Raw genomic sequence first — 21,988 nt, 5'->3', positions numbered from 1 at the left:
GATAAACAGCCCGGGAGCCTCGCTTGTTGCGCTTCACGACCCATCCCCCGATCGGTGGCCAACTCGAAGAAGCTCAATGTGCCCGGACGAAAGTGCCGGCCAGGACCGAGGGCCGCGCGAGCCGCTGGGGTCACGAATGGCCGGACGGACGCCGGGCCTTGGGCACCAGCATGCGAGCCACGTACCCAAGGCTCCCGGCCACCCGATCAGGATCTCTGCTCGGCCCGCCTTCCGGCTGTGGACGCATGAAGGAAGGGCCTCTTGTAACTCGGGGGCGAGCACTGTCAGGAGGCCCTGTTGCCGTCGTTGTACGCGCTTGTGCCCGTCGATTTCAACTCGGTCGCCCGGTCGTCCGGTGCCGACGGTCCGGCGATCAACCCGAAATTTTCCTGCGCGATTGCAGACGACATGCATGAGGTCTATAATTTCCCGCCAAAGGCGCGTGATCGTACACATCGAAAACTCTAGTATTCGGCCATCTCGGTTCAAGCCGGTAAAGACGAGCAGTCGACACAATGCGTCGCCTCACCCGGTCCCACCTGCCCGGTGCTGTGTGTCGCATCTCATCGGTCATGGGTGCCGGGCGCTCGGACGCACCCTTCAGCTGCCGCAAACTGCCCAAGTCCGCAGCTCAGCGCCTACGCGCTCACCAGAAATTCCAGAAATGACTACATCGCGTTGATATTTGGTGGTTGAATCAGTGGATATTGGCTAAACCGGTAAAGTCGAGGGAGTTTGCCTACCGCAGGTGATGTACCGTCCTGTCGGGCAAATATTGACGGAGATCGCACGTCCTATGCAGTTGTAAATATCTGGACATGCGTATCATATGGAAGCAGCGCGGAATTTCTCGAACTGCCTCACCGCATGCGCGGAAATCCGTTCGAGGGAAATTTTTCCTTTCCTGGTGCCGCACCTGGCTCGATTTCGCGCTTCGGATCGACCCTCGCTTCACCTGACAGAGGAACCCTGTGAACAGGAAACAGAACACCGCTCTCCTCGCCCTTCCCACCCTCTTCGCCGGGGCTGCAATTTTCCTCGGCGCTCCCGCCGGTGCCTCGGCCCTGGCCTGCACCGCGGGCACCGCGGGCGTCGCGGGCGCCAACGGCACCACAGCCCACCCCGCCGGCTTCCCCGGGACCGCCGGCGGCGCCGCGACCGGAACCGGGAACTGCGCCGGCGGTGCGGGTGGTCCCGGCGGTAACGGTGTGCTGGGCGGGGTCGGTGGGGCGGGCGGCAACGGCGGGCTCGGCCTGGGCGGCGGCTCCGGCGGTGCGGGTGCTGTCGGCGGAATGGGTGGCCCCAACGGTGCGGCGGGCGGTAACGGTGGCACCGGTGCCACCGGCGGCCTCAACGGTGCGGGCGGTGCGGGCGGGTCTGGCGGTGCCGGCACCCAGGCCGCTGCCGGCGGCATAGGTGGTGCCGGCGGTAACTCCGGTGCCAGCGCCGGAGCCGGCGGTATGGGTGGTCTGGGCGGTGTTGGCGGGTCCGCCGGTGGTGCGGGCGGCAACGCGGGCAAGGGCGGTATCGGGCACGGCGGCGGCACGGGCGGGAACGGCGGCGCCGGTGGCATCAATGCCTCCGGCAACGGCGGCAAGGGCGGTAACGCCGGAAGCGGCGGCAACGGCAGCGCGGGCGGTGCATACCCGGGTGGGGCCGCAGGCATAGGCGGTGCCGGCGGTGTGAGCTCCGGGGGCCTCGCCAACTCGGGCGGAAACGGTGGCATCGGCGGCAATGGCGGCGTCAAATCAGGTGCCAGCGCTGACGGCACCTGCGGCATCGGCGGCGCCGGCGGCAACGCCACCGGGGGCGTGCTCTTCCATGGCGGTATCGGCGGCGCCGGCGGAACCTTCGGGGCCGGCAGCCCCTGTGCGAGCGGAGCCAACGGAACACCGTGACCACCACTCCAGGTGCTCCATGCCATCGCACCGCAAGGCCACCTGGTGACCATTCCGAATGGAAGAAGCCGAATCTCAACCGATCTTGGGGTGTGGGGGTCGAACAGGGGCCCTGATCGGCTGGCCTTCCGGCTGTGTACGCATGAAGGCAGGGCCTCTTGGTAGCTCGGGGAGGGGCGAACCCATCCGAGCACTGCCAGGAGGCCCCGTTGTCGTTCCTGTACGCTCTTGCGCCCGTCGGCTTCGGTAGCGCGTGCCACAGGGGTGCGGGGAGGTCCTGGCCGAAGCCCCGCCCCCGTCGTACCGTGCGCCGCGCCGTCCGGTCGTGGACGAGATCAAGGCAGCACTTCACGTTGACTGAGCCGGCCCGGATCCCCCAAGTCCCGTTGTGGCGTGCCGGACCAGACACGTCGCAGAGCCACAGGTGATCACCTATAGCCTCATCCCCGTAACTTTGCCGGATGCTCATGATCGACATATGTGTGCAGAACGCGTGAGGAGCCAAAAGGGTGAGACGAATACGGTTCGCGGTGGCGGCTCTGCTGTCCGCGATGGCCGCCGTGGTGGCGCTGGCCGCGCCACCGGCGGTGGCTGCGGAGGTGCCCCAGGGGTCGGCCGGGCAGCGGTGGGCGCTGAAGGTCGACCACCTGTACGTGACGGTGGACGCCGGTGCCGCCGGGGACATGAAGCTGAGGGCCAAAAGCACCACGGCTGCCGGGTGGGAGAAGTTCACCCTGCACACCGACTACGTATCCGGCTCCGGGTTCGGAGCGTCAGTCATTTTCCGCTCGGAAGCCACGGGCCGGTACGTAACGGCGGAGGACGATGCCAGCGGCAATCTGCTGCGCACCCGAGTCGAGAACACGGGCTCCTGGCAGCGGTTCTCACTCGTGCCCCTGACGACCGGCGAGTACGGACTGAAGGCCCACAACGGCAAGTTCGTGGCCGCTGACCTGGGTACTTCCCCCGACCGCGGCCTGCTGCGCGCGCGGACCGACAAACCCGCTTCCGAACTCGGCGCCAGGGAACGTTTCACGCTTGAGCCGATCAGCGCGCCGGAGTCGGACCCCGCCCACATGCCCGCACCCTCCACACCGGCGGTCAAGGCTCGCAACGTGGTGTCGTGGAACATCTGCGCCAACAACAACACCGACTGCCCTCTCAAGTACGCCCCGCCGGCGACGATGGCGCCGAAGGTTGCAACCGCGCTGTTCAACGCCATGGGCACACGGCGGCCGGACGCGATCTTCTTCCAGGAGATCTGCGAGAAGCAGGCCAAGCCGTTGGAGCTGGCACTCGAGGACAAGTGGCCGGGACTGGACGTACGGTTCATGCCGACGTACTACAAGGTCACGGGCACGAACATCCTGGCGCAGAAGAATTGCTCAGACGGCACCGACAAAGCCGACCGGGGTGCTTTCGGCATTGCTCTCGCCGTCCCCGACAGCAACACCTGGTATCAGGGCACGGTCCTGCCCTCACCTGACAAGCCTGTACCCGACAAGAAGGAGCAGCGGCCGATGCTCTGCGCGGTCGTCCCCGACGAGGGTTCCGCGTATTGTAATGCCCACTTCAGTAGCGGTCCCTACGTCAACTCCGACGGCAAGCTTGTCGGCGACGACAGCGACCCGAACAATCTGTTCCGGCCCAAGCAAGCCGCAGAGATGCGCAGTCAGGTGGGCAGCTATACGGCCGCTGGCTACACCACCTACTACGGCGGCGACCTCAACACCACCACGGCCGACGTCACCTACCTCGACCCCCTCTACTCCAGCGGGCAGGAGTGCGGGCAGACGGACCCGACCAAACCGCACACGGGCGACCCGACCGACGGACACAACAAGATCGACTACGTCTTCGGCCCGCAGGGGCTCACGTACACCTGCCGCGTGACCGATCCGGCACTCTCCGACCACCGGATCATCGAAGCAGAGACATCCTGAATGCCGTTGTTCTGACTGCGGGTTTCCCGCACTCCTGAAAGGCATCCCGTAACAGCAGAAGATGGGGCGTCCGGCCGCACGGCCGGACGCCCCTCGTGCGCTGGTATTGGTGCATCGTCAAGGACGCGCGGGCCGACCGAACTTGCTGAGGCGCGGTCGGACACCTCTGACAGGGATCTTCGGATTCCCCCCAAACACCCACAGAACTAGCGAGTAACTCAGTAGAGCGTGTTGCGCATAGCTGTGATCGGGCGGGGGAGGGGCCCTCTGGCCCGCGTTCAAGCGACACCTTCCTGGTGCGCGGGATGTGCTGTCGGTGGACGATTTGCAGCGCCTGGCCGACGTCCCGCGGGTACGTCTCGGGCGCCCCGCACCTGCCGGCATGCGGTTGCGGCCCGGGCTGGTCGAGGTCCTCCACCGCCTGCGCCAGGAGTACCTGGGCGCTATCGATGACGCCGACTTTTCCGACGTCCTCGCGGAGCTGCGCACCGCTGTCCCTGAGGTCGATCCCCCCTCGGTCTCGCGGCCGCCTTCGAGCTGAATCCGGATGGCACCCCCAGGGACGGCAGGCAGGTGTTTCAACTCGGCGACGTGGCGGCGGCGGTAAATGATCACCGTCCCGCCGCCTCCTCGGCAGCCGAGGTCAGTGGCTCGTGTTGAGTCGGTTGATCAGCTGCCGGTCGGCCGCGTGCGCCGCCATGAGTTCTTCGTCGCGCTCCTCCAGTTGACCGGTCAGGGTGACCACCTCCTGTTCGAGGTCGGCCGGGACTCCCGGCGGGTGTCGACCGCCAGCCCATGGTGCTGCTCAGGCGGGAGGGCATGCGGCTCAGCGACGTCGAGCGCTTCCGGGTCGATGCTCTCGCCGAGCTGGGATACGCAGCGCCGGCCTTCGACCTTCACGCGGAAGCTACTTGGGTGACCCCGAGGAGATGCTGGCCCGTTGCATACCAATGCTCACCACTGCTCTCTGATCCGGCCCCGTTCTCGTATAGCTACGGCCAACGGACCTGTAGGGCTGCGTAATGCCGGTAAGAACCGCGTCACCAGCCGCAGACGGCGGTGATCAGTCCTTGGATGGTGATCTTCCTGGGCTGGGCGGCTCGTACACTGACGAAAATGGAGGACCACACGGCCACCGAGATCGGTGCACGTCCGGCGCCCGTCTTGCGGCAGTACGTCAACTCGTATGTCGGCTTCGACCTCCGCGGACTCCCGACGGGGGTGCACTGCGGCCCGCCGAGCCGCGCGCTCACTGCGGTGATCAGCCTGTCAGACCCTTTGGAGGTGGCGGCGGGCGTTGACGACGAGTCACCGGTCACCCGATTCGGCAGCGTGGCCGGTGGTCTGATGTGCCGGTCCGTCGCGATTCACCACGACGGACGCCAGCAGGGTGTTCAGGTATCGCTGACACCGCTCGGGGCCCGGGCGATCTACGGCGTGCCCGCCGCCGAACTCGCCCACCGACTGGTCCCACTTGATGAGCTTCTCGGAGCGCTTGCCGTCGAGCTGGTCGACCGGCTCCGATCGGCGACAACATGGGCGGCGCGGTTCACCGCGCTGGACGAATTGCTCCTCCGAGCTGTCGGCCGTGGCGCCTGCGGCGACCATGGGCGCGAGGTGCGCCCGGAGGTAGCCGAGGCGTGGCGCCGCCTGGTAGCCGCGCGGGGTTGTGTCCAGGTTGGTGCGGTCGCCGCGGAACTCGGCTGGAGCCGTCGGTACCTCACCGAGCGGTTTCGCGGTGAGATGGGCCTGTCGCCGAAGACCTTTGCCCGAGTCTTGCGCTTCGAGCACGCGCACGAACTGGCGGCGGCGCAGGAGCCGCTCCCGTGGGGCGATGTGGCAACCGTCTCTGGCTACGCCGACCAAGCCCATCTCGTTCGGGACTGGCGCGAGTTCACGGGCCGGACGCCGACGGCCTGGCGCCGCGGCGAAGTCCTCCTCGGAGCCGGGTAGCCGCCAACTTTGCACTCGTCGCGTCGGTTTCTCTTCCCTTTTCTTCAAGACCGCCCGATCGCTGTCGTGGACGATCGTCGGCATGAGACTCGTAAACCACGAACACGATGCCGTGAACCTGCGGACCACCCCCGTGCACCTCGGACTGGGATCGAGAGCGAACCCCGTCGAGGGCTTCACCTGGGACCCGGAGGTGCTCCAGGCCTACAGCGCCGCGGTCGCGGCAGACGGCGCTGAGGGCCGGATGGTGATGATCTTCGACGGCGACGGACTCGGTGACCATTGGGAGAGCCACCCCGCAGGCGACGAACTGGTCGTTTGCCTCAGCGGGTCCGTGACGGTCACCCGCGACGTGGACGGGGTGCCCGACCGCGTTCTGCTCGGGCCGGGCGAGGCCACCATCAACCGGGCCGGGGTATGGCACGTGGTCGACATGGAGGGGCCGACGTCCATCCTGGCCATCACTGCGACCCTCGGCACCGACCACCGTCCTCGGACCGACACCCGCCCGACCGAACACGTCGGCACGCCCAGCCCGGAGGGAACGCCGTGACGACACGCATCGCGTGCCTCGGCGACAGCCTCACCCGCGCGCAGTTCAGCGTCGACTACCTGGATCTTCTGGGACGCCGCCGCCCTCCCGGTGACGTGCAGCTTGCCCGTTTCGGCGCCAACGGCGACTTCGCCTACAACCTCTTGCAGCGCCTCGATGCTGTCGTCACGAACCCACCCGATGTGATCACCGTGTTGATCGGGACCAACGACGCCCGAGCGAGTCTTGCCGGCTACCCCGTCGAGCAGGCCATGAAGCGCAAACAGCTCCCCGATCGCCCGTCGGCCGGATGGTTCCAAGAGTGCCTGGGAGCCGTCGTCACACGGCTGCGAGCGGAGACCGACGCGACGATCGGTCTGCTGTCGCTACCGGTACTCGGCCAACAACTCGACGGAGCAGCGGCACAGGCGTCGCAGGCGTACAGCCGGATGATCGCCGAGGTCGCCACCACCAACGAGGTGGCCCATTTGCCGCTCCACGAACGTCAGGTCGAGGAACTGCGCCAAGCGGACCCGCCGCCGATTTCATACCGGGAGGTGACGCCCGCGGCGGTCGTCGGCGTCCTCGTCCAGCACGCGGTGCTGCGCCGCAGCCTCGACACGATCTCGCGGCGGCGAGGTCTCGTGCTCACGACCGACCACATCCACCAGAACAGCCGCGGCGCCACCCTTATCGCTGAGGTCATCGACGCCGGTCTGCTGCCCCAGAGCGCGTAGTTGGTTCCCGGGGCCGGCCAGTCGGATGCCATCTACCGCGCGGAGGTGGCATCCGATCCAAGCGGTCAACGCCTACGGCATCCGGCTCGTTCGGCTGCGTGACCACCAGGCCATGGCCCTGATCAGCTCACACAACTCATCGGACTGCCCCCAGGCCGATGGCAACGGCGGAGGGCGCACCAGGTCGACCGCCACGCCCTGCCCCGATACAGCCTCCGGCTGCTCAGCCGCGGGCACCGTTGTGAGGAAGGCGCAGATCCGCTCGTGATCGGCGGGCGCGTATGCCTCTGCTGTTCTGTACGCCGGGCCGCGCCCCGCCATCGGCCCGCTCGCCGCTGTCGGCGGGTTGCTCGTGGCGGGCTGTGCCGTGCTGACCCGTCTCACGGCGGCCCTCGAGGCCCGGCAGTCCTGCCCGGACACCACGGCGGCGCCGCTGCTGCGGCTGGGGCGCCCGCGACCCTGTTGCGTGGCTCGCGGCGCTGCGGGCGGGCGCGCTGACGGCTGCCTTCGCCCCGCTGACCTGGACCATCACGGAGCCGGCGGCGCTCCCGCCCGCCCGTTGAAAAAAATGTGCGAGAAAAGGCCCGAGGAGCGATGAGTTCGGTGCCGGTCCGCCGTCTAACCCTCCGTACGGCACACGCGCACAGCACACAACTCCCCTGGAGAGACACCCATGTACCAGCAGATGATCTTCGTGAACCTCGCCGTGGACGACGTCGCGGCGTCGAAGAAGTTCTTCACCGGCCTCGGCTACAGCCTCAATCCGCAGTTCTCCGGGGACGAGAGCGCGTGCGTGGTCATCAGCGACACCATCGCCGTGATGATGCTGAGCAAGCAGCACTACGCGCAGTTCACGCAGAAGGAGATCGCGGACTCCGCCAAGACCAGCGAGACGATGCTGTGTCTCAGCGCCGAAAGCCGCGAGAAGGTCGACGAGATCCTCGACAAGGCGATCGCCGCCGGTGCCACGCCCGGCAAGGTCCAGGATTACGGCACGATGTACGGCCGTGCCTTCGACGACCTGGACGGCCACACCTGGGAGTTCATGTGGATGGACCCCGCCCAGGTCCAGGGCTGACCAGCAGCCCACACGCGGCGCCGGCTCCGTCTCCCGGGCCGGGCGCCGGCGGTCAGCAGGGGAAGTGACCGTAGATGTCGTGCCCGCCGCCGGACCGGTGTGGATGCGGACGAGGTCTGCGACCACGGACGCGAACAGCAGTCCCCTGTCTCCTCTGGCCCGGGGGCGGCGGACGGCGGCCCGCGAACGGGTCGGTCCTCGCCCGCGTCCACTCGAGCCGGGCAGAGCCAAGGGCTAGGTGCCGCAAGTTCCATGCGGCCCCGGCCCCTTGGCGGCGCGGGCCAGCCGTGCGCGAGTTCGTCTACCGGACCCGCGGGGAGCTCCATGACCAGCGTGCGCCATCAGTGATCATGAGCGGAATCGCCTGTTGGGTCCTGAGGGGTCGTCACTACTGGTAGGCGGTCTGGGGTCCGAGGCCGTGAGAGGGATGCCGTGGCCATGTTCTCCACGTGAGGCTCGGGGACGGGCCGAGGCTTCAAGGGTCGTCACGATTACCGGTTGGGCAAACCGGTGACCATCGGCTATGTGGCGGCGCCACATCCCCCCTCGTCCCCTGTGATGGCATGTTGTGCTGCCTCCACCGCGGCTTCGCTCATGTCTGAACCGTGCGTTTCAGTCCTTGTATGTGGCTGCTCATCGACTGTGGCCGTGCTCGGTACGGGCAGATGCGTAACGTCCCACCTTGGTCCGGGCCCGTGCTGGGTCCGGCAGGCAGAGGGTTGGGGCGCACATGGCTGATGGGGACACGACTCCCGACCAGCGGCTGGAGCGGTTGCCGGGTCTGCTGCTGGGCACCCGGCGCGATACGCGCGCGGCGCGGAGCCTGGTGCGGTACGACAAGGGCGGTGTGCCGTCCGGCGCCATGCTGCACGCGGCGGACCGGCTGCGGCAGGGGAGGACGGGAGGCGGTCCAGAAGCTGGGGACCTTGGACGTGGTCCCGGACGCCATCACCACCCGGCCGGCGACCTCCGGTTACAGCTACACAAAGGCGACGGACGCGATGTCTGGGCGGATATGGGGCGAAAGGTGTCGAGCACCAGCCGTGCCCACATGGTGGGCGAGAGGGTGTGAGCTCGGGCAGGTCATGCTGGTCCGGGGCCGGCGTCGCTCGCGGGTGGTTCGGGCAGCCAGTCGTGGGTCGGGTCGTACTCCAGCCACCGCCGGCGCCCCGCTTCTTCCGCGCAGGCGGCGGTGAGGCTTTTCAGCCCCGGGTGCCCGTTTCCCGTACGCCACAGGAGGGACCAGGCATACAGCGGTGTGGGCTCGGTCAGGGGGACGGAGCGCAGGCCGAGGACTTCCGGTAGGTGCACATCGGCGGGCACCAGTGAAAAGCGCAGCGGATCTTCCGCCACCTCGGAAAGGAAATGGCCGAGCCCGAGGTTGACGCTCGTCGCCGTGTTGCGGATGCCGAACCGGTCGGCGAACTGGTGGAGGAAGTCGAGCCGGCTCAGCGGCCCGGGCGCCCACAGTACGCTGCTGCCCAACTGGTCGGGCCGCAGTGCCGATTGGGTCGCGAGCGGATGGTCCTCACTCAGTACGGCGTCTACCGGCTCGAGGCGGACGAGACGGTGGGCAAGACCGGAGGGCAGCGGCGGGTGGACCCGGCCGAAGGCCGCGTCGATGTCCCCACGCAGCAGCGCCGCCGTCACCGACGGCAGATCGCGCCCATGTCCCAGCGTCAGCTCTCCGGCCTGTCGGGCGACTTGGGCCAGCGTCCGCATCGGCGCGTACAGGTGACCCCAGACGTCCACACACAACGGATCGTCCGCGGCGGCCACTGCCGCGACGGCGGCGTCGGCGGCCGCTACGGCCTGCCGGGCCGGTGAAAGGAAACGCTGTCCCGCCTCGGTGAGGCGCACACCGTTGCCGCCGCGCCGGAAGAGTTCGGTGCCGAGCAGGAATTCAAGCCGCGCGATCCTCTTGGACAGTGCCTGCTGGGAGATGGCGAGGTGGTCGGCTGCGCGTCCGAAGTGCAGTTCCTCGGCGGTGCGTACGAAGGCTCGTACCTGCGCCACGTCGAGATCCATGGCTCCCACCATAGATGACAACCAATGGTTGTCGGCTGTGCTTGTTCGTTGTTGGATCATGGGGCGGCCGCGGAGGTTCCATCGGCCTCATGCAGAGACTGATACCCACGGGAGTAGCGGCGTGCCCGGTCACCTTCGCCGAGGTGCCGCAGGCAGAGCCGGAGCCCGATGAGGCACTGATCAAAGTCGAGGCGTTCGCCCTGAACCGGGGCGAGACGTTCCTTCTCGAACGCCCTTGGCCGGGGCCGCTGCCGGGCAAGGACATCGCCGGGCTCGTCGTCCAGGCGGCGGCCGACGGTTCGGGCCCCGGCATCGGCGCCCGCGTGGTCGGGCACCCGGCGCTGGGCGGCTGGGCGGAGTACGCCGCGGTGCCCACGCACTCGCTCGCGGTGCTCCCCGACAGCGTCGACAGCGTACGGGCGGCAGCCCTGCCTCTCGCCGGGATCACGGCCTTGCGGCTGCTGCGTACGGCCGGCTCCCTCACGGGCCGGCGGGTGCTGCTGACCGGCGCCTCGGGCGGTGTCGGCCACTACGTCACCGAGCTGGCGGTCAACGCGGGAGCCGACCTGACCGCGGTGACGGCCACGCCGGAGCGCGGAGAGCGGCTCGCGGAGCTGGGCGCGCGGGTGGTTCACGGGGTCGCGGCGGCCCAGGGACCGTTCGATGTCGTGCTGGAGTCCACGGGCGGGCCGGATCTGACCCTGGCCCTGTCGAAGGTGCGCCCGGGCGGCACGCTCGTCTGGTTCGGTCAGGCGAGCCGTACCTCGGTGACCCTGGACTTCTTCCAGCTCCTCGGTGGGCCGGAGCGAGTCACCATCCAGCACTTCCACTACGCCGGCGCGCCGTACGACGGCGACCTCTCGGCACTGGTGCGCCTGGTGGAACAGGGGCGGCTGCACCCCGAAATCGGTCGCGTCAGCGACTGGAGGCAGACCGCCGACACCCTGGTCGACCTGCGAGAGCGCCGGATACGCGGCAAGGCCGTCCTGCTGATCGGCGGTGCACGATGAGCGTCGATGAGTTCGTCGCCGCGCAGTGGACCCGCGCCCTCGGTGCTGGGGTGGACCCGCACGAGTACCAGCGGGTCACCGCCGCCCTCACCTCCGTCACCGAGTGGGGGCCGTCCTTCGCGCGCATGGGGCACCGCTACCTCCAGCGCGCGGAGCACGCGAAGTCGCCGCTCTCCGTGGGTGAATACCTGCTGATGGCGGCCCGGTGGTTCCACCTGGCCACCTTGGCACCGTACGCGCAGTCACCACGGGCCGCCGCCGAGGCGGATCGCGCGTTGAGCCGGGCGCTCGCCGTGCTGGAGCCCGGTGCGCGGCGGGTGAGCGGCGAAGGGTTCACCGGCTGGCTGCGCGGCCCCGCCGACGCGCGGGGGACCGTGGTGGTGGTCCCCGGCCTCGACTCCGCCAAGGAGGAATTCCTCGACGTGGTGTCCGCGCTGCTGGCCAGGGGACTCGCAGTGTTCGCGATGGACGGCCCCGGGCAGGGCGTGCTGGCGGCCACCACGACCTTCGTGCCGGACTACGAGCGGGTCGTGGGCCGGGTCGTCGACGCGCTCGGCGTCGCCCGCATCGGGCTCGTCGGACTGAGTCTGGGCGGCTATTTCGCGGCCAGGGCCGCAGCACTGGAGGCGCGTGTGGCGGCGGTCGCCACAGTCAGCGGCCCGTTCCGTCTCGACTGGGAAGAACTCCCCGGGACGGTACGGGACCTCATGGCTCAGCGCGCGGGAGGAGCGGGCGCCGCCCGCGAGTTCGTACGGCAGGTGGACCTTGCGGCGTCGGCGCCCCGCATCGCGGTCCCGCTGCTGGTGGTGGACGGCGGCCAGGACGTCATCCCCGGTGTGACGAACGGCGAGCCCCTGGCCCGCCTGGCACCGCGCGGCAGCTACTTGTCCGTCCCCCACGGCGACCATCTCCTCGGTAACGCGCGGCCCGACTGGCTGCCGCACCTCAGCGACCACCTCACGCACACCCTGACAGAGGGCTGAACACCCACGGTACGTCGCGCCCGGGCCTTCCTCGGCTGCCCGGTGCCCCTCCAGGCAGCCGCACGGCCGCTCTCGGACCGCGCCTTGACGCCCCGCGTCGTCGTGCACCGGACGGATCGGGGAGGGGGCGGGGGCCGGGAACTGTCGATCCTCGGAGGTACGTCGAGCGTGGTGCGGTGCCTGCGGTGCCTGCGAGGCCGCGACGGGCCGACGGACCCATCCCAGGGACCGCTGCACTCCCGTCGTGCCAGGGCTCCCGCGGTGCTCCCGGCCGCGGTGACTGGCGGCCGAGCGGGCTGGGGGCCGGTGTCCGACGGTTCACCGCAACCAGCGCCGCTCACCGACGAAGGGCAGCCGTTCCCACAGGCGACCCAGTCCCCAGACCCGTCCGGCACCGGCGACGGCCAGGGCGATCAGGACGGCGGCGTACACCACGTGGTAGTCGATCAGCGGGTTGGTGGAGGCACTGAGGGAGCTTTCGGACAGGTGCTTGGCGGGCGGCCATCCGGCCGTCCACATCAGCGCCATCAGTGCGGTGCCCCCGCCACGGCGGCGAGCCGTAGGGCGATTCCGCAGGCCAGGGCGAGGCCGATACCGAGCAGGCCGAGCATGAACAGCCAGTCGGCGCAGGTGTCTCCGGCCCAGTACCAATGTGGCGCCGGACGCGGCCGTTGTGGTGAGGGCGTTCGGGCCGGGGGCGCGGAGGCACGTGCGCTCGCGGACGTCGTGGAGCCGTGGCGGGCCAAGTACCCCTCGATGCTCATCGAGACGCAGTGCGTCGCGGACCGGCACGACGGGCGGGAGTGTCGCTCCCGAGACGGGCGGTCACCCCATCCCATCGCTCGGCATGGGGTAGACCGTGCGCAGGTAGTCAGCGGCCGGACCACGGGTGAGGGGCAGCAACTGGATGCCGGTGGCACCGTTGAGTCGCCTGGTATCCGGTCCGATACCGGTTAGGGCGGCGCGTGCCGGGCGAGAGGCACCCGCGCCCCGGACGCCGCAACTACCTACAGCGAGACCTGGGGCCGTCGCATCACCCAGACCGACCGCGGTCTCCTGGAGGAACACCAGGCAGGGACATGGGTGCACATGCCTGCGCCCACAAGGGAGCCGGCGCGAGAATCAACAAAAGTATGAATTTTGGGTCGGCTACAAGAGCGTCGCCATGTGGACTCGCTCATCATGCAGGGCTACGGTCGGCGCGCGGTATTCCTCTACGCTTCGGCGGGATGGCACGTAACGCGGTTGCCGGGGAAAATGGAGGGAAGTCATCCGCTTCCGTTTGGGTCACGAGGCATTGGCTGCAGGCCGAGTTCTCCACGGATGGCGTTCAAAAATAACTGCTCCGCTTCCCATAGACTCCGGAACAAGTCCGACGGCAGATCGGCCGCACTGCATGTTGCGCGCGCCGCCGCCAACTGGCGCGCATCTGTGACCATTTGCACCGCCGTGCCGACCGTCTCGGGACTCAGCGCCACAAGCCGCATCGCTGTGAACCCCGCTTCCAGCATTTCCTTGTACGGCCGCCCCGCCTCATCGAAGAACGGCATCAGACGTCCCGGCGACCGGGGATGCGGCGTCGCGGTGATCTGGGCAGTTGGCTCGAGAATGAACGCTACATACTTCCGGTGCGCTGCCAGGAAGTCGTTGTAGAAACGCAGCCGGACATCCCGCCACTGCCGCTCGTGTTCACGCTGCGCCATACGGTCCTGGTTTCGCATGGAGAGCCAGCCGCCCAGGATGACACCAGCCAGGCCCGCGAACCCGGCGACAAATGTACCGATCATGCCGCGCCCCCTCCACACGGATCCTTGCTCTACGGACTCCGGCTCCCATGGGGCAGCCGAGAACGGGTCAACCGGGGCGAAGGGCCGGACGTCGGGCCACAAGAGCGTTCAGGCCCCGGAAGCAGATAGCCGCGCCTTGATCAAGCGCTGCAACCGAGGCCACATGTTCTTCATCTGCGTCAGGACAACCGCCAGGATTTTCGGCCACTTCGCCGACTTCTGCTGACGGATCCACGACGCCGGCAGCTAGTTGGTGTGTCGCCTCACCCAGGAGATGAAGTCGCTTTCTGACGAGAACGTATGGTTGCGCTCCCTCGTGGTCCCGTTGTTGTCATCGACAGTGGCGTTCGTCAAGCTGCCGTCCGCCTGGAGCTGTCCCGTCGCCTTCCAGTGACTGCTCGGGTCGATCCACATCTTTGTCGCCATTGCTGCCTCCACCGTCTTCGTATGAATCTCGGGAGTACTCGTGAGGCTAACTGGTATGCCTGGAGGTTGTCCTGCAGTCTGCCGAACCGGAAACGTGGGCCATGCATTGATCAGCGCGCCAATATGAACTACTTCACCGCTCCTCCCACACCTGCCCCTGTGAACCCTTCACCACATCCCGCCTGGACACGCTGGCGCCACAGACGACAACTCCAAGCCCCCCGGCCTCTGCCTTCCCCTGCCACGTGCGGCCCGGACCGCCCCGCACTCGACCACAGCACCGGGAGCAGCCGAGGGCCAGGTGCCCCGGCCCGGTACCTGCCCGCGGCTGCTCCCGCCCGCCGCCGAACCCGCACCTGCCCGCGCGGCGCCTACGACGTACGGGCCTCGATCCTGGCGCGCGCATCAGGGCAACCAGGACCCGTCCCTGCCTGGAGGAGGCGACGATGCCCATGCGGGTCGCGCGAGGCGCCGTCTGCTCACCGGATCGCCCTCGCCCGCGCTGGAAACGCAGCGGCGGTCTCCCGGAGCGGCGCGGTACTGGCGGGTACTGATGCGGCCCGAAGGCTCAGCTCATTGAAGGCACGCGCATCCGCACCTGTCGGCGGAACCTCGAAGCGGCTGCCTTCCCCGATCCCGACTGAGAAGAGGAGTTCGACGACAGGGTAGAAATTCGAATACAGACATGGCCGGCACCACGCTCCCAGCCCGACATCATCAACCGAGGGACACGGCCAGACGCCCAGACCGCGCGTGCCCCACGAGCGTGGGGACCGGGCCGCCGTCCAGCCGTCCGGTGGCCACGATAGGCGCGCTGGCCGCCCCACTTCTCGCGGGCCCCTGCCCTGGCAGCTCTTGGTCGGCGACCGCGATCGCGGCACGCCGGACGTGGAGTCGGCGCCTCGCCGCCTGTACGTCCACCATCTCCGCCTGCACGCCTTTGGCACGCTCCGCCACGGCGTCGGCAAGAGCCGCATACCGCCGGGTTTCTCCGGCAGATCCCACCGCAGTCTCTCCTCCACCGCCGCGAGCGTGGAATAGGTGGGCTCGCGCAGAGAAGGCCAGCACGGCAGGCGGCAGCAGCTCTTCATTGGCCGTCTCACGGATCACCTCGAAGAATGGCTCTATGGTGCCGTCCGTTTTGGGTAGGTGCGTGTCTGCGGAGACCAAGTCCTCGGGGACGAGTGTGATCCGCCGGATCCGTGCGGGCCGGAGCGGGTACCCGTCCATGATCATGTAGGCGGCGGAACGCAAATCCTCAGTGTGCCCGGTCGGCGCAGTCAGTCGGCGCTGGGGGCGCACGAAATCGGCCCGGTCGGCCATACGCAACGCGAGCGTGAAACCGCGGGCGGCCTGGCGGCGCTGGCGCAGCCGCGTGCCCAAGGTGGTGGTGAGGCGGGCCAGTACGGCGCGTACGGCGGGGGAGTCGAGCATGTCGCGCTCGAAGTCGAACCGGACGCTCGTCGACTCGGGCATCCGCCCCGGAGTGATCACGCGCCGGTCGGTACCGCGGGCCCGCTCGTGGACCAGGCGCCCCGCCCGGCTCTCAGGATCCGCATTACTGTGCCCTCCGGAGGGCCGCGGCCAGGAGACCTATGGTGGTGAGTCCGTAGGTGCTCAGGGCCTGCGCCTGACTGCGACGGATGCCGTAGAGCGCTCCGACCGGCAGCGGCCGAGGAAGGCCGTCTGCGAGGGCGGAATGTAGCGGATGCCGCTGGCTTCGGTGTGGGCGGACCATCGCGGCCTCGGTTTACGGAAGACTCTGCACAGCAGGAGTGATGCGTGCGATCACGGTCACCAGTCGGCCCAGCGTCGCCTGGCCGCCGGACACACCCAGCCGCAGGCGGCAGATCGTTGCCGCATCCGCCCCAGAGCCGGTCCGCATCGCCGTCATCGCGCTGCCTCTCCTCTCCACTACCCTACCGAACACGCATCTTGTGATCTTGGGGCCATCCCTTTGATCACCTGTGACTGAGCGCGCTAGGTGGCGCTTGAGCAGGCTAGTTGGCGATTGCGATGGACAGTCGGCGGAGTGCCGGGGCTCCTTATGGGCAGGTGGGAGGGTGGGGTAGCGCGGACCGGCCCTCGGAGCGGAAGGGGTGTTTCGTGTTCGAGGAATTCGTCAGCAGGACGGTGCGCACCAGTGAGGCGTCCGTCTTCGTTCGGTACGGGGGCGAGGGCCCGCCTCTCCTGTTGTTGCATGGCCACCCGCGCACGTCGGCGACTTGGCACCGGGTCGCGCCCGTCCTGGTGCGGCGCGGTTTCAGCGTCGTCTGCCCCGACCTGCGGGGGTACGGGCGCTCCCGCGGCCCGGCGCCCGCTTCGGATCATGTCCCGCACTCCAAGCGCGCCGTGGCCAAGGACATGGTCGAGGTCATGCAGACGCTCGGGCACCAGCGCTTCGGTCTCGTCGGCCACGACCGGGGGGCTGCCGTGGCGCTCCGCCTGGTGCTGGACCACCCCTCCGCGGTGACCCGGGTGGCTTTCCTGGACGGCCTGCCCCTGAGTGAGCATCTGACCCGTGCGGATGCCCGGTTCGCCACCGCGTGGTGGCACTGGTTCTTCTTCGCCCAGCCGGAGATCCCCGAACGCGTCATCAACGCCGATCCCGACGCCTGGTACCGCGGCGACCCCAAAACCATGGGGCAGGAGAATCACGACGAGTGGCGGACCGCCACCCGCAATCCAGATGTCGTCCGCGCCATGCTGGAGGACTACCGCGCCGGGCTCACCGTGGACCGTCAACACGAGGAGGCGGACCGCGCCCGGGGCGCTCGCATCGGCTGCCCCGTCCTGGTCCTGTGGTCGCTACGAGATGACCTGGAGGACCTGTACGGCGACCCGCGCACCATCTGGCGCGACTGGGCCGACGACGTCCGGGGCCATGGCATCGACGCCGGCCACCATGTGGCCGAGGAAGCCCCCGGCCCACTCTCCGCCACCCTGGGCGACTTCTTCAACGGCTGACGCCGCCCCGCTCCGCCGCCGGGGAGGTATGCGTCCCCCATGGCCGAGGAACTGTCCGGGAACCTTCATGGTCGACGGTGGATTTGAGCACCACAGCCGGCAAAAGCTGCCGGCTGTGGTGCTCAGGCAGACCCAGATCGAGTCCCAGGGGTGGCCACTGAGCGCTTCATCTGGCCACTCTCGCGCTCAGCGCACCGTCCGCCTACGAGAACCGAGCACCGAGCCTGACGAGGGAACGGCGCTCGGTCTGGTCACCTCGTTCCGGTTGCCCGCATGGCCCTGTACCTCCTTACCCCAATGCTTCAAGGAGTTCGCGCTCGCGCTCGATGCTGAGGCCGGCCCGGCGGGGGCGGTCCAGACCCTCTTCCCGCTCCCAGCGCAGGGCGTCCGCCAGCAGCTCCGCGCGGGGCCGGTGCCGTAGGCCGGCTGCGCTGGCCGCAGAACCGTTGCGGGCGCTGAAGCCGGCCCAGTCCGGGTCGGTCATCCACATCGCGAGCGAATCCGGGCCCATGAACTGACCCACCTTCTGCCCGAGCAGCCAGTCGGCGTCGGCCTCCACCACCGGCCCGGTGTGCCCGCCGATCTCCCGCGACAGTGCGACCCACTCCCCGAAGGGCATGACCGGGCCGACCGCGTTGTACGTTCCGGTGGTCCCCCTCTCCGCACAGTCGAGCAGCCATGCCGCAAGGTCTCGCGCGTCGACCACCTGCGTCGGGATGCCCGGGGACGCCGGCACCAACAGCGGGGCCAGCGGCTCGCGGGCCGAGCGGCCGACCCAGTACCCGGTGCGGCCGCTGTGGTCACCGGGGCCGCCGATCAGTCCCGCCCGCGCGATGAGGAGCCGGTCGCCCACCGCGGCCGTCGCGGCCTCCTCACAGGCCACCTTGGCCTCCCCGTACTCCTCGCGGTCGACCTCGTCCCGCTCGGCCGCCGGGAGCAGTTCCGCCGACTCGTCCGCATCCGGCTGCGCATGCGAGGCATACGCGCTGACCGACGACACGTACGACCAGTGGCCCGCCCGCTCGCCGAGCGCCGCCAGTGCCCCGCGGACGAAGCCTGGCTGCCACGACACCTCGACCACGGCGTCCCAATCCCGTCCCGCCAGGCTCTCGTACGCCGCCGGGTCGCGCCGGTCCGCGGCAACCAGCACCGCGCCCTCAGCCGTGTCGCCGCTCTCCCCGCGGGCCAGGCAGGTCACCCCATGCCCGCGTTCCAAAGCCTGCCGCGAGACCTCGCGGCCCACCCACGCCGTTCCGCCCAATACCAAGATCTCCATCAGCTCACTCAAACACGGACTCTGAGCCTGTGTGCCCCTTCTTCGCCGAGGGCGTAGCGGTCCGCAACGACCACCAGAGCATCCTTTCCGACCGTTTCACTTGTCAGACGCTGTGGCCAACTGTGATGCACAACTGGCCGCCTGAGGTGCTCAATCACAGACCGGTGCACGCACGCAGAGAAATGCCCAGGCGCGGCAGGCCGGTGGGGGACGCTGGGCACGTGCGCTGCCTCGTGACCTCTTTGCCCCTGCTCGTCCTGGTCGGTGGACAGGGAATTGGTGGTGGAGGACGAAGCGGGGCGGCTCGCATTCGAGCGCCTCCAGGGCCGCCCGCAGCGGCGAGGCGTCGGCGCGGCCCGCCTCGCGGCAGTTGCACCCGTGCGCGCTGAGCAGCCGGAGCAGAGCGTGGGCATGTTCTGGCCGGTAGGGCCTGACTGTCCCCTGTGCTACCGGACTGCTCTGTCCCGGCCGCAGCCGTGCACAGCCTGCGGCCGACAGCGCGTTCTTGTCCTCCTGCAAACGTCGCGCGAAGGTCTTTGTCTGTCGCCACCGCCGCTCGCATATCGTGACCCGGCGTCAACACCGTGCCCGGATGGAGATTTAGGTGGTTTCACCATGAGAGGGGCCTGTAATGGCTAATTTGATGCCCCTCACGTTCTAGTCTACGAAGTAAGTGGGGGGTGACCCATCCGACCTGCACCGGCGAATCGTCTACGCCGACACGCAGAGTGACACCCCTCACGCGGACACGCTGGAAGAGTTGTGCCAGTTGACGAGGCCGAGGAAGGGATTGGCATCATCCTTCGGTCAGGCGCTGGATGGCCTTGAGCGCCTGACCGGCTCCGTTCTCGGTTACGAGATGTTGCGCCGCTTTTGCGGCGGCTCGCCTGTGTGCCTGCTGTCCCACTACTTGGTGGAGTGAGTCGGCAAGCCGTTCGGCGGTGAGGGATCGGAGGGGGATGGGGGCGGTGGCGGCACCGATGGCGGCAAGTCGCCTCGCCCAGAACGGCTGGTCCGCGGTCACCGGTACGGTGACCGCGGGCACTCCAGCGCGCAACGCGGCGGCCGAGGTGCCGGCCCCGCCATGGTGGACCACGGCAGCGAGCCGTGGAAACAGCAAGGAGTGCGGTACGTCCCCGATCGTGAGCACGTCGTCCCCGTCGGCGGCAAGCCCGGCACTGCCCGCTTGGAGGATGCCGCGCAGCCCGGCGCGGCGCAGGGCTCGCACAGCGATCTCGCTCAGCCGCTCCCCGTCACCGGCCGCCATGCTTCCGAAGCCGATGAGGACGGGCCGTGGTCCGGCACGCAGGAAGTCCTCAAGATCAGCAGGCAGCCGTTCGGCCGCATCGTGATGGGGCCACCAGTTGCCCACGACCTCCAGGCCAGAGCGCCAGTCGGAGGGGCGAGGCACCAGCGCCGTACTGAAGCCGTGCAAGATGGGCCAATTCGCCTGTTCCTGTCGTCGACGCATCTCGGAAGGTGAAGCCGGGGGCAGCTGGAGGCGGTGGCGCAGCTTTGCGACAGCCTGTTCGTAGACGCGGTCGGCCATCCGCAGTGCGAGGCGTCCGGTTGCCAGGTTGGCGAGACGGCCCAGCGATCGGGAGCCGGTAACGGCGGGAAGGAAGTCTGCGGTGGGTGCGGTGGGCTGGAGGTACACGCCGAGGCTCGGTGTGCCGGTGGCCTCGGCGAGGTGCCAGCCGAGCGGAGCTGTGGTGGTCGACAGCAGGAGCAGGTCCGTGCCATCGTCCATCACGTCGGCGAAGCCCTGACCCAGTTCGGTGATGAACGCGCCGGCGGCGCGCATGAGTTGACGTTTGCCTGTGACGCCGCCACGCATCTGTGTGTCGGCGGTGAGGCTGTGAAATTCCAGCCCCGCGTCGCGTACGAGGGGGGCGAAGGTGTCTGTGGTGGCGAGGACAACGTCGTATCCGGCCCGGCACAATTCGCCGCCCAGACCCGTGTAGGGCGCGACGTCGCCGCGCGATCCGGCCGCAGCGATCAGGATCCTCATTGGTCCTCCTCGGTATCGGTACGGTTAGCTGCGTGGCGGGCCGAGTTGGCGTGAACCGCCCTGCGCGTATAGGCGGCCAGGCCCGGGCGTTGCTGCGACGGTGGTATGACCAGAGCGAATGCGCGCGGGTCGGCGACGAAGTCGTCCGCGATGCGCCGGTGCATGTCGGGCGGGCAGAAGGTGAACCATCGTGTGATGTGCAAGCGGTGCTCCTCGGCGAGATCCATGGCCCGCTCGCCGTTGCTCAGCTCCCCCTCGTCGAAGGCCGCGAGCAGCTCCGTGCGCCAGACGGCGGCCTCGCCCATGAGCTGACGCCAATCCTCTTTGGTATGAGCTGCCGCGCGCGCCATCGCCTCGCGCTGTCCCTCCGAGTGAGCCCACTTCAGTTCTGCCTCGGTGGCATAACTCAGGTCAGAGGTGATCCCACCGAAGACCTCGAAGCGTTCCTGAGGCGTCAGGGAGACCCCGGTCTTCTGGACCTCTATCGCCCGTTCCGCCACCTCGGCGAGCCGCTGCAGTCTGGTGATCTCCTCACTCAGCTGCCGCTGCCGGGCCTCGAGCCGCTCCAAGGGGTTCACCTGCGGATCCTTGAAGATCGCGGCGATCTCGTCGAGAGGGAAGCCGAGTTCACGGTAGAAGAGGATCTGCTGGAGACGGACCAGGTCAGCCTCACTGTAGAGCCGGTAGCCGACGGGGCTGCGGTCACTGGGCGAGAGCAGCCCCGTCTTGTCGTAGTGATGGAGTGTCCGCACCGTCACCCCGGCGAAGGCCGAGACCTGCCCCACGGAGTAGCTCATCCACCTGCCCTTTCGTCGGTACACAGCCTCAAGCCTGACGTAAGGGGAGGGTCAACTCGCGCTCGTTGGGCGTCGGAGGTGAAGACGTGGACACGCGGGCACTGCTCGAAGTGCTGGATGTCCGCCGGGTCTGGGCATTCGACCTGGCGGTCGACACGGTGCCCCGCGCGAACAGACGCGACGACGCGGTGCCGGGCAGACTGGCTGACGGGCAGGCACAACGAGGGCGCCCTCGTAGGACCCGGAGAGGAGGACGGAACCTCATGCGTATACCGAAACGGATTCCGGGTGCTCCACCTAGGCACTGTTTCTCGGATCTCCTGACAGAGGTGGGGTGTTGAGGCCAGGCTGTCTGTATGGGCCGTGGGGATCTGACGAACGCGGAGTGGGACAGGCTGGAGTCGTTCTTGCCGGCTGGCGGGACTCGTGGGGGCCGGTGGAGTGATCATCGGCGTGTGATCAACGGAGTTCTGTACCGGGTCCGGACGGGGGTGCAGTGGAGGGATCTGCCGGAGCGGTTCGGGCCCTGGGAGACGGTCTATAAACGCCATCGCCGCTGGTC

The 21,988-nt window shown here is 68.6% G+C and carries 17 protein-coding genes and 2 pseudogenes; 12 read left to right on the top strand and 7 right to left on the bottom strand.

Translation table 11 applies throughout. The features are described 5' to 3' along the window. Positions 1-971 precede the first annotated feature (971 nt). The 8 genes and pseudogenes from ACZ4MU_RS18205 to ACZ4MU_RS18170 all read left to right on the top strand — a co-directional run bounded on the left by ACZ4MU_RS18205 (position 972) and on the right by ACZ4MU_RS18170 (position 8,141). Entirely contained in the window at positions 972-1,898 is a 927-nt protein-coding gene (locus ACZ4MU_RS18205) for a hypothetical protein (RefSeq protein WP_467877282.1), read from the top strand. A gap of 509 nt (positions 1,899-2,407) precedes the next feature. Next, a complete protein-coding gene (locus ACZ4MU_RS18200) occupies positions 2,408-3,841 on the top strand; it encodes an endonuclease/exonuclease/phosphatase family protein (protein WP_467877279.1) in 1,434 nt (477 codons plus the stop codon). A 316-nt stretch (positions 3,842-4,157) separates the two neighbouring features. Further along, positions 4,158-4,382 carry a hypothetical protein gene (locus ACZ4MU_RS18195; protein ID WP_467877276.1) on the top strand — a complete coding sequence of 75 codons (225 nt, stop codon included), beginning with the start codon at positions 4,158-4,160 and terminating at the stop codon, positions 4,380-4,382. A 254-nt stretch (positions 4,383-4,636) separates the two neighbouring features. After that, positions 4,637-4,797 (top strand): annotated as a pseudogene (locus ACZ4MU_RS18190) (dienelactone hydrolase family protein); the annotation flags it as partial. A 160-nt stretch (positions 4,798-4,957) separates the two neighbouring features. Further along, the gene (locus ACZ4MU_RS18185; RefSeq protein ID WP_467877273.1) at positions 4,958-5,794 is read left to right on the top strand and encodes an AraC family transcriptional regulator; all 837 of its coding nucleotides are present in this window, start codon (positions 4,958-4,960) and stop codon (positions 5,792-5,794) included. 82 nt (positions 5,795-5,876) lie between these two features. Next, positions 5,877-6,347 carry a cupin domain-containing protein gene (locus ACZ4MU_RS18180; protein WP_467877271.1) on the top strand — a complete coding sequence of 157 codons (471 nt, stop codon included), beginning with the start codon at positions 5,877-5,879 and terminating at the stop codon, positions 6,345-6,347. Further along, a complete protein-coding gene (locus ACZ4MU_RS18175) occupies positions 6,344-7,063 on the top strand; it encodes an SGNH/GDSL hydrolase family protein (RefSeq protein WP_467877268.1) in 720 nt (239 codons plus the stop codon). Before ACZ4MU_RS18180 ends, ACZ4MU_RS18175 begins: the two co-directional genes overlap by 4 nt. A gap of 673 nt (positions 7,064-7,736) precedes the next feature. Then, positions 7,737-8,141, top strand: a complete 405-nt coding sequence (locus tag ACZ4MU_RS18170) for a VOC family protein (protein WP_467877265.1) — start codon at positions 7,737-7,739, stop codon at positions 8,139-8,141. A gap of 1,083 nt (positions 8,142-9,224) precedes the next feature. On the opposite strand, the gene ACZ4MU_RS18165 is transcribed toward ACZ4MU_RS18170, so the two are convergent. Beyond that, a complete protein-coding gene (locus tag ACZ4MU_RS18165) occupies positions 9,225-10,169 on the bottom strand; it encodes a LysR family transcriptional regulator (RefSeq protein WP_467877262.1) in 945 nt (314 codons plus the stop codon). Positions 10,170-10,258: 89 nt separating this feature from the next. Here ACZ4MU_RS18165 and ACZ4MU_RS18160 point away from each other — a divergent pair, with 89 nt between their 5' ends. Together ACZ4MU_RS18160 and ACZ4MU_RS18155 are read left to right on the top strand one after the other, a co-directional pair. After that, positions 10,259-11,179 (top strand): zinc-binding dehydrogenase, encoded by a 921-nt coding sequence (locus ACZ4MU_RS18160; RefSeq protein WP_467877259.1) that lies wholly within the window; start codon positions 10,259-10,261, stop codon positions 11,177-11,179. Further along, positions 11,176-12,162, top strand: a complete 987-nt coding sequence (locus ACZ4MU_RS18155) for an alpha/beta fold hydrolase (RefSeq protein ID WP_467877256.1) — start codon at positions 11,176-11,178, stop codon at positions 12,160-12,162. Before ACZ4MU_RS18160 ends, ACZ4MU_RS18155 begins: the two co-directional genes overlap by 4 nt. Before the next feature lie 318 nt (positions 12,163-12,480). Here ACZ4MU_RS18155 and ACZ4MU_RS18150 read toward each other — a convergent pair. The 3 genes and pseudogenes from ACZ4MU_RS18150 to ACZ4MU_RS18140 form a co-directional block, all read right to left on the bottom strand. Continuing rightward, positions 12,481-12,806 (bottom strand): annotated as a pseudogene (locus ACZ4MU_RS18150) (hypothetical protein); the annotation flags it as partial. Positions 12,807-13,430: 624 nt separating this feature from the next. Further along, complete coding sequence (locus tag ACZ4MU_RS18145; protein ID WP_467877253.1) at positions 13,431-13,949, bottom strand: hypothetical protein; 519 nt, start codon at positions 13,947-13,949, stop codon at positions 13,431-13,433. Between the two features lie 1,143 nt (positions 13,950-15,092). Next, positions 15,093-15,869 carry a DinB/UmuC family translesion DNA polymerase gene (locus ACZ4MU_RS18140; RefSeq protein ID WP_467877250.1) on the bottom strand — a complete coding sequence of 259 codons (777 nt, stop codon included), beginning with the start codon at positions 15,867-15,869 and terminating at the stop codon, positions 15,093-15,095. 612 nt (positions 15,870-16,481) lie between these two features. Between ACZ4MU_RS18140 and ACZ4MU_RS18135 the strand changes: the two genes are divergently transcribed. Continuing rightward, positions 16,482-17,342, top strand: a complete 861-nt coding sequence (locus tag ACZ4MU_RS18135) for an alpha/beta fold hydrolase (RefSeq protein ID WP_467877247.1) — start codon at positions 16,482-16,484, stop codon at positions 17,340-17,342. A gap of 289 nt (positions 17,343-17,631) precedes the next feature. On the opposite strand, the gene ACZ4MU_RS18130 is transcribed toward ACZ4MU_RS18135, so the two are convergent. From ACZ4MU_RS18130 to ACZ4MU_RS18120, 3 genes are all read right to left on the bottom strand, one after another. Further along, positions 17,632-18,618, bottom strand: a complete 987-nt coding sequence (locus ACZ4MU_RS18130) for an NAD-dependent epimerase/dehydratase family protein (protein ID WP_467877244.1) — start codon at positions 18,616-18,618, stop codon at positions 17,632-17,634. 796 nt (positions 18,619-19,414) lie between these two features. Then, entirely contained in the window at positions 19,415-20,629 is a 1,215-nt protein-coding gene (locus ACZ4MU_RS18125; RefSeq protein ID WP_467877241.1) for a glycosyltransferase, read from the bottom strand. Continuing rightward, positions 20,626-21,426, bottom strand: a complete 801-nt coding sequence (locus ACZ4MU_RS18120) for a MerR family transcriptional regulator (RefSeq protein WP_467877238.1) — start codon at positions 21,424-21,426, stop codon at positions 20,626-20,628. The genes ACZ4MU_RS18125 and ACZ4MU_RS18120 overlap by 4 nt, the downstream gene beginning before the upstream one ends. A 356-nt stretch (positions 21,427-21,782) precedes the next feature. Between ACZ4MU_RS18120 and ACZ4MU_RS18115 the strand changes: the two genes are divergently transcribed. After that, a partial coding sequence (locus ACZ4MU_RS18115; RefSeq protein WP_467877236.1) for a transposase occupies positions 21,783-21,988 on the top strand: 206 nt, incomplete at its 3' end.

The sequence above is a fragment of the Streptomyces sp. NPDC026377 genome (assembly GCF_055567715.1).
This window is presented reverse-complemented; position numbering and strand designations above follow the sequence as displayed.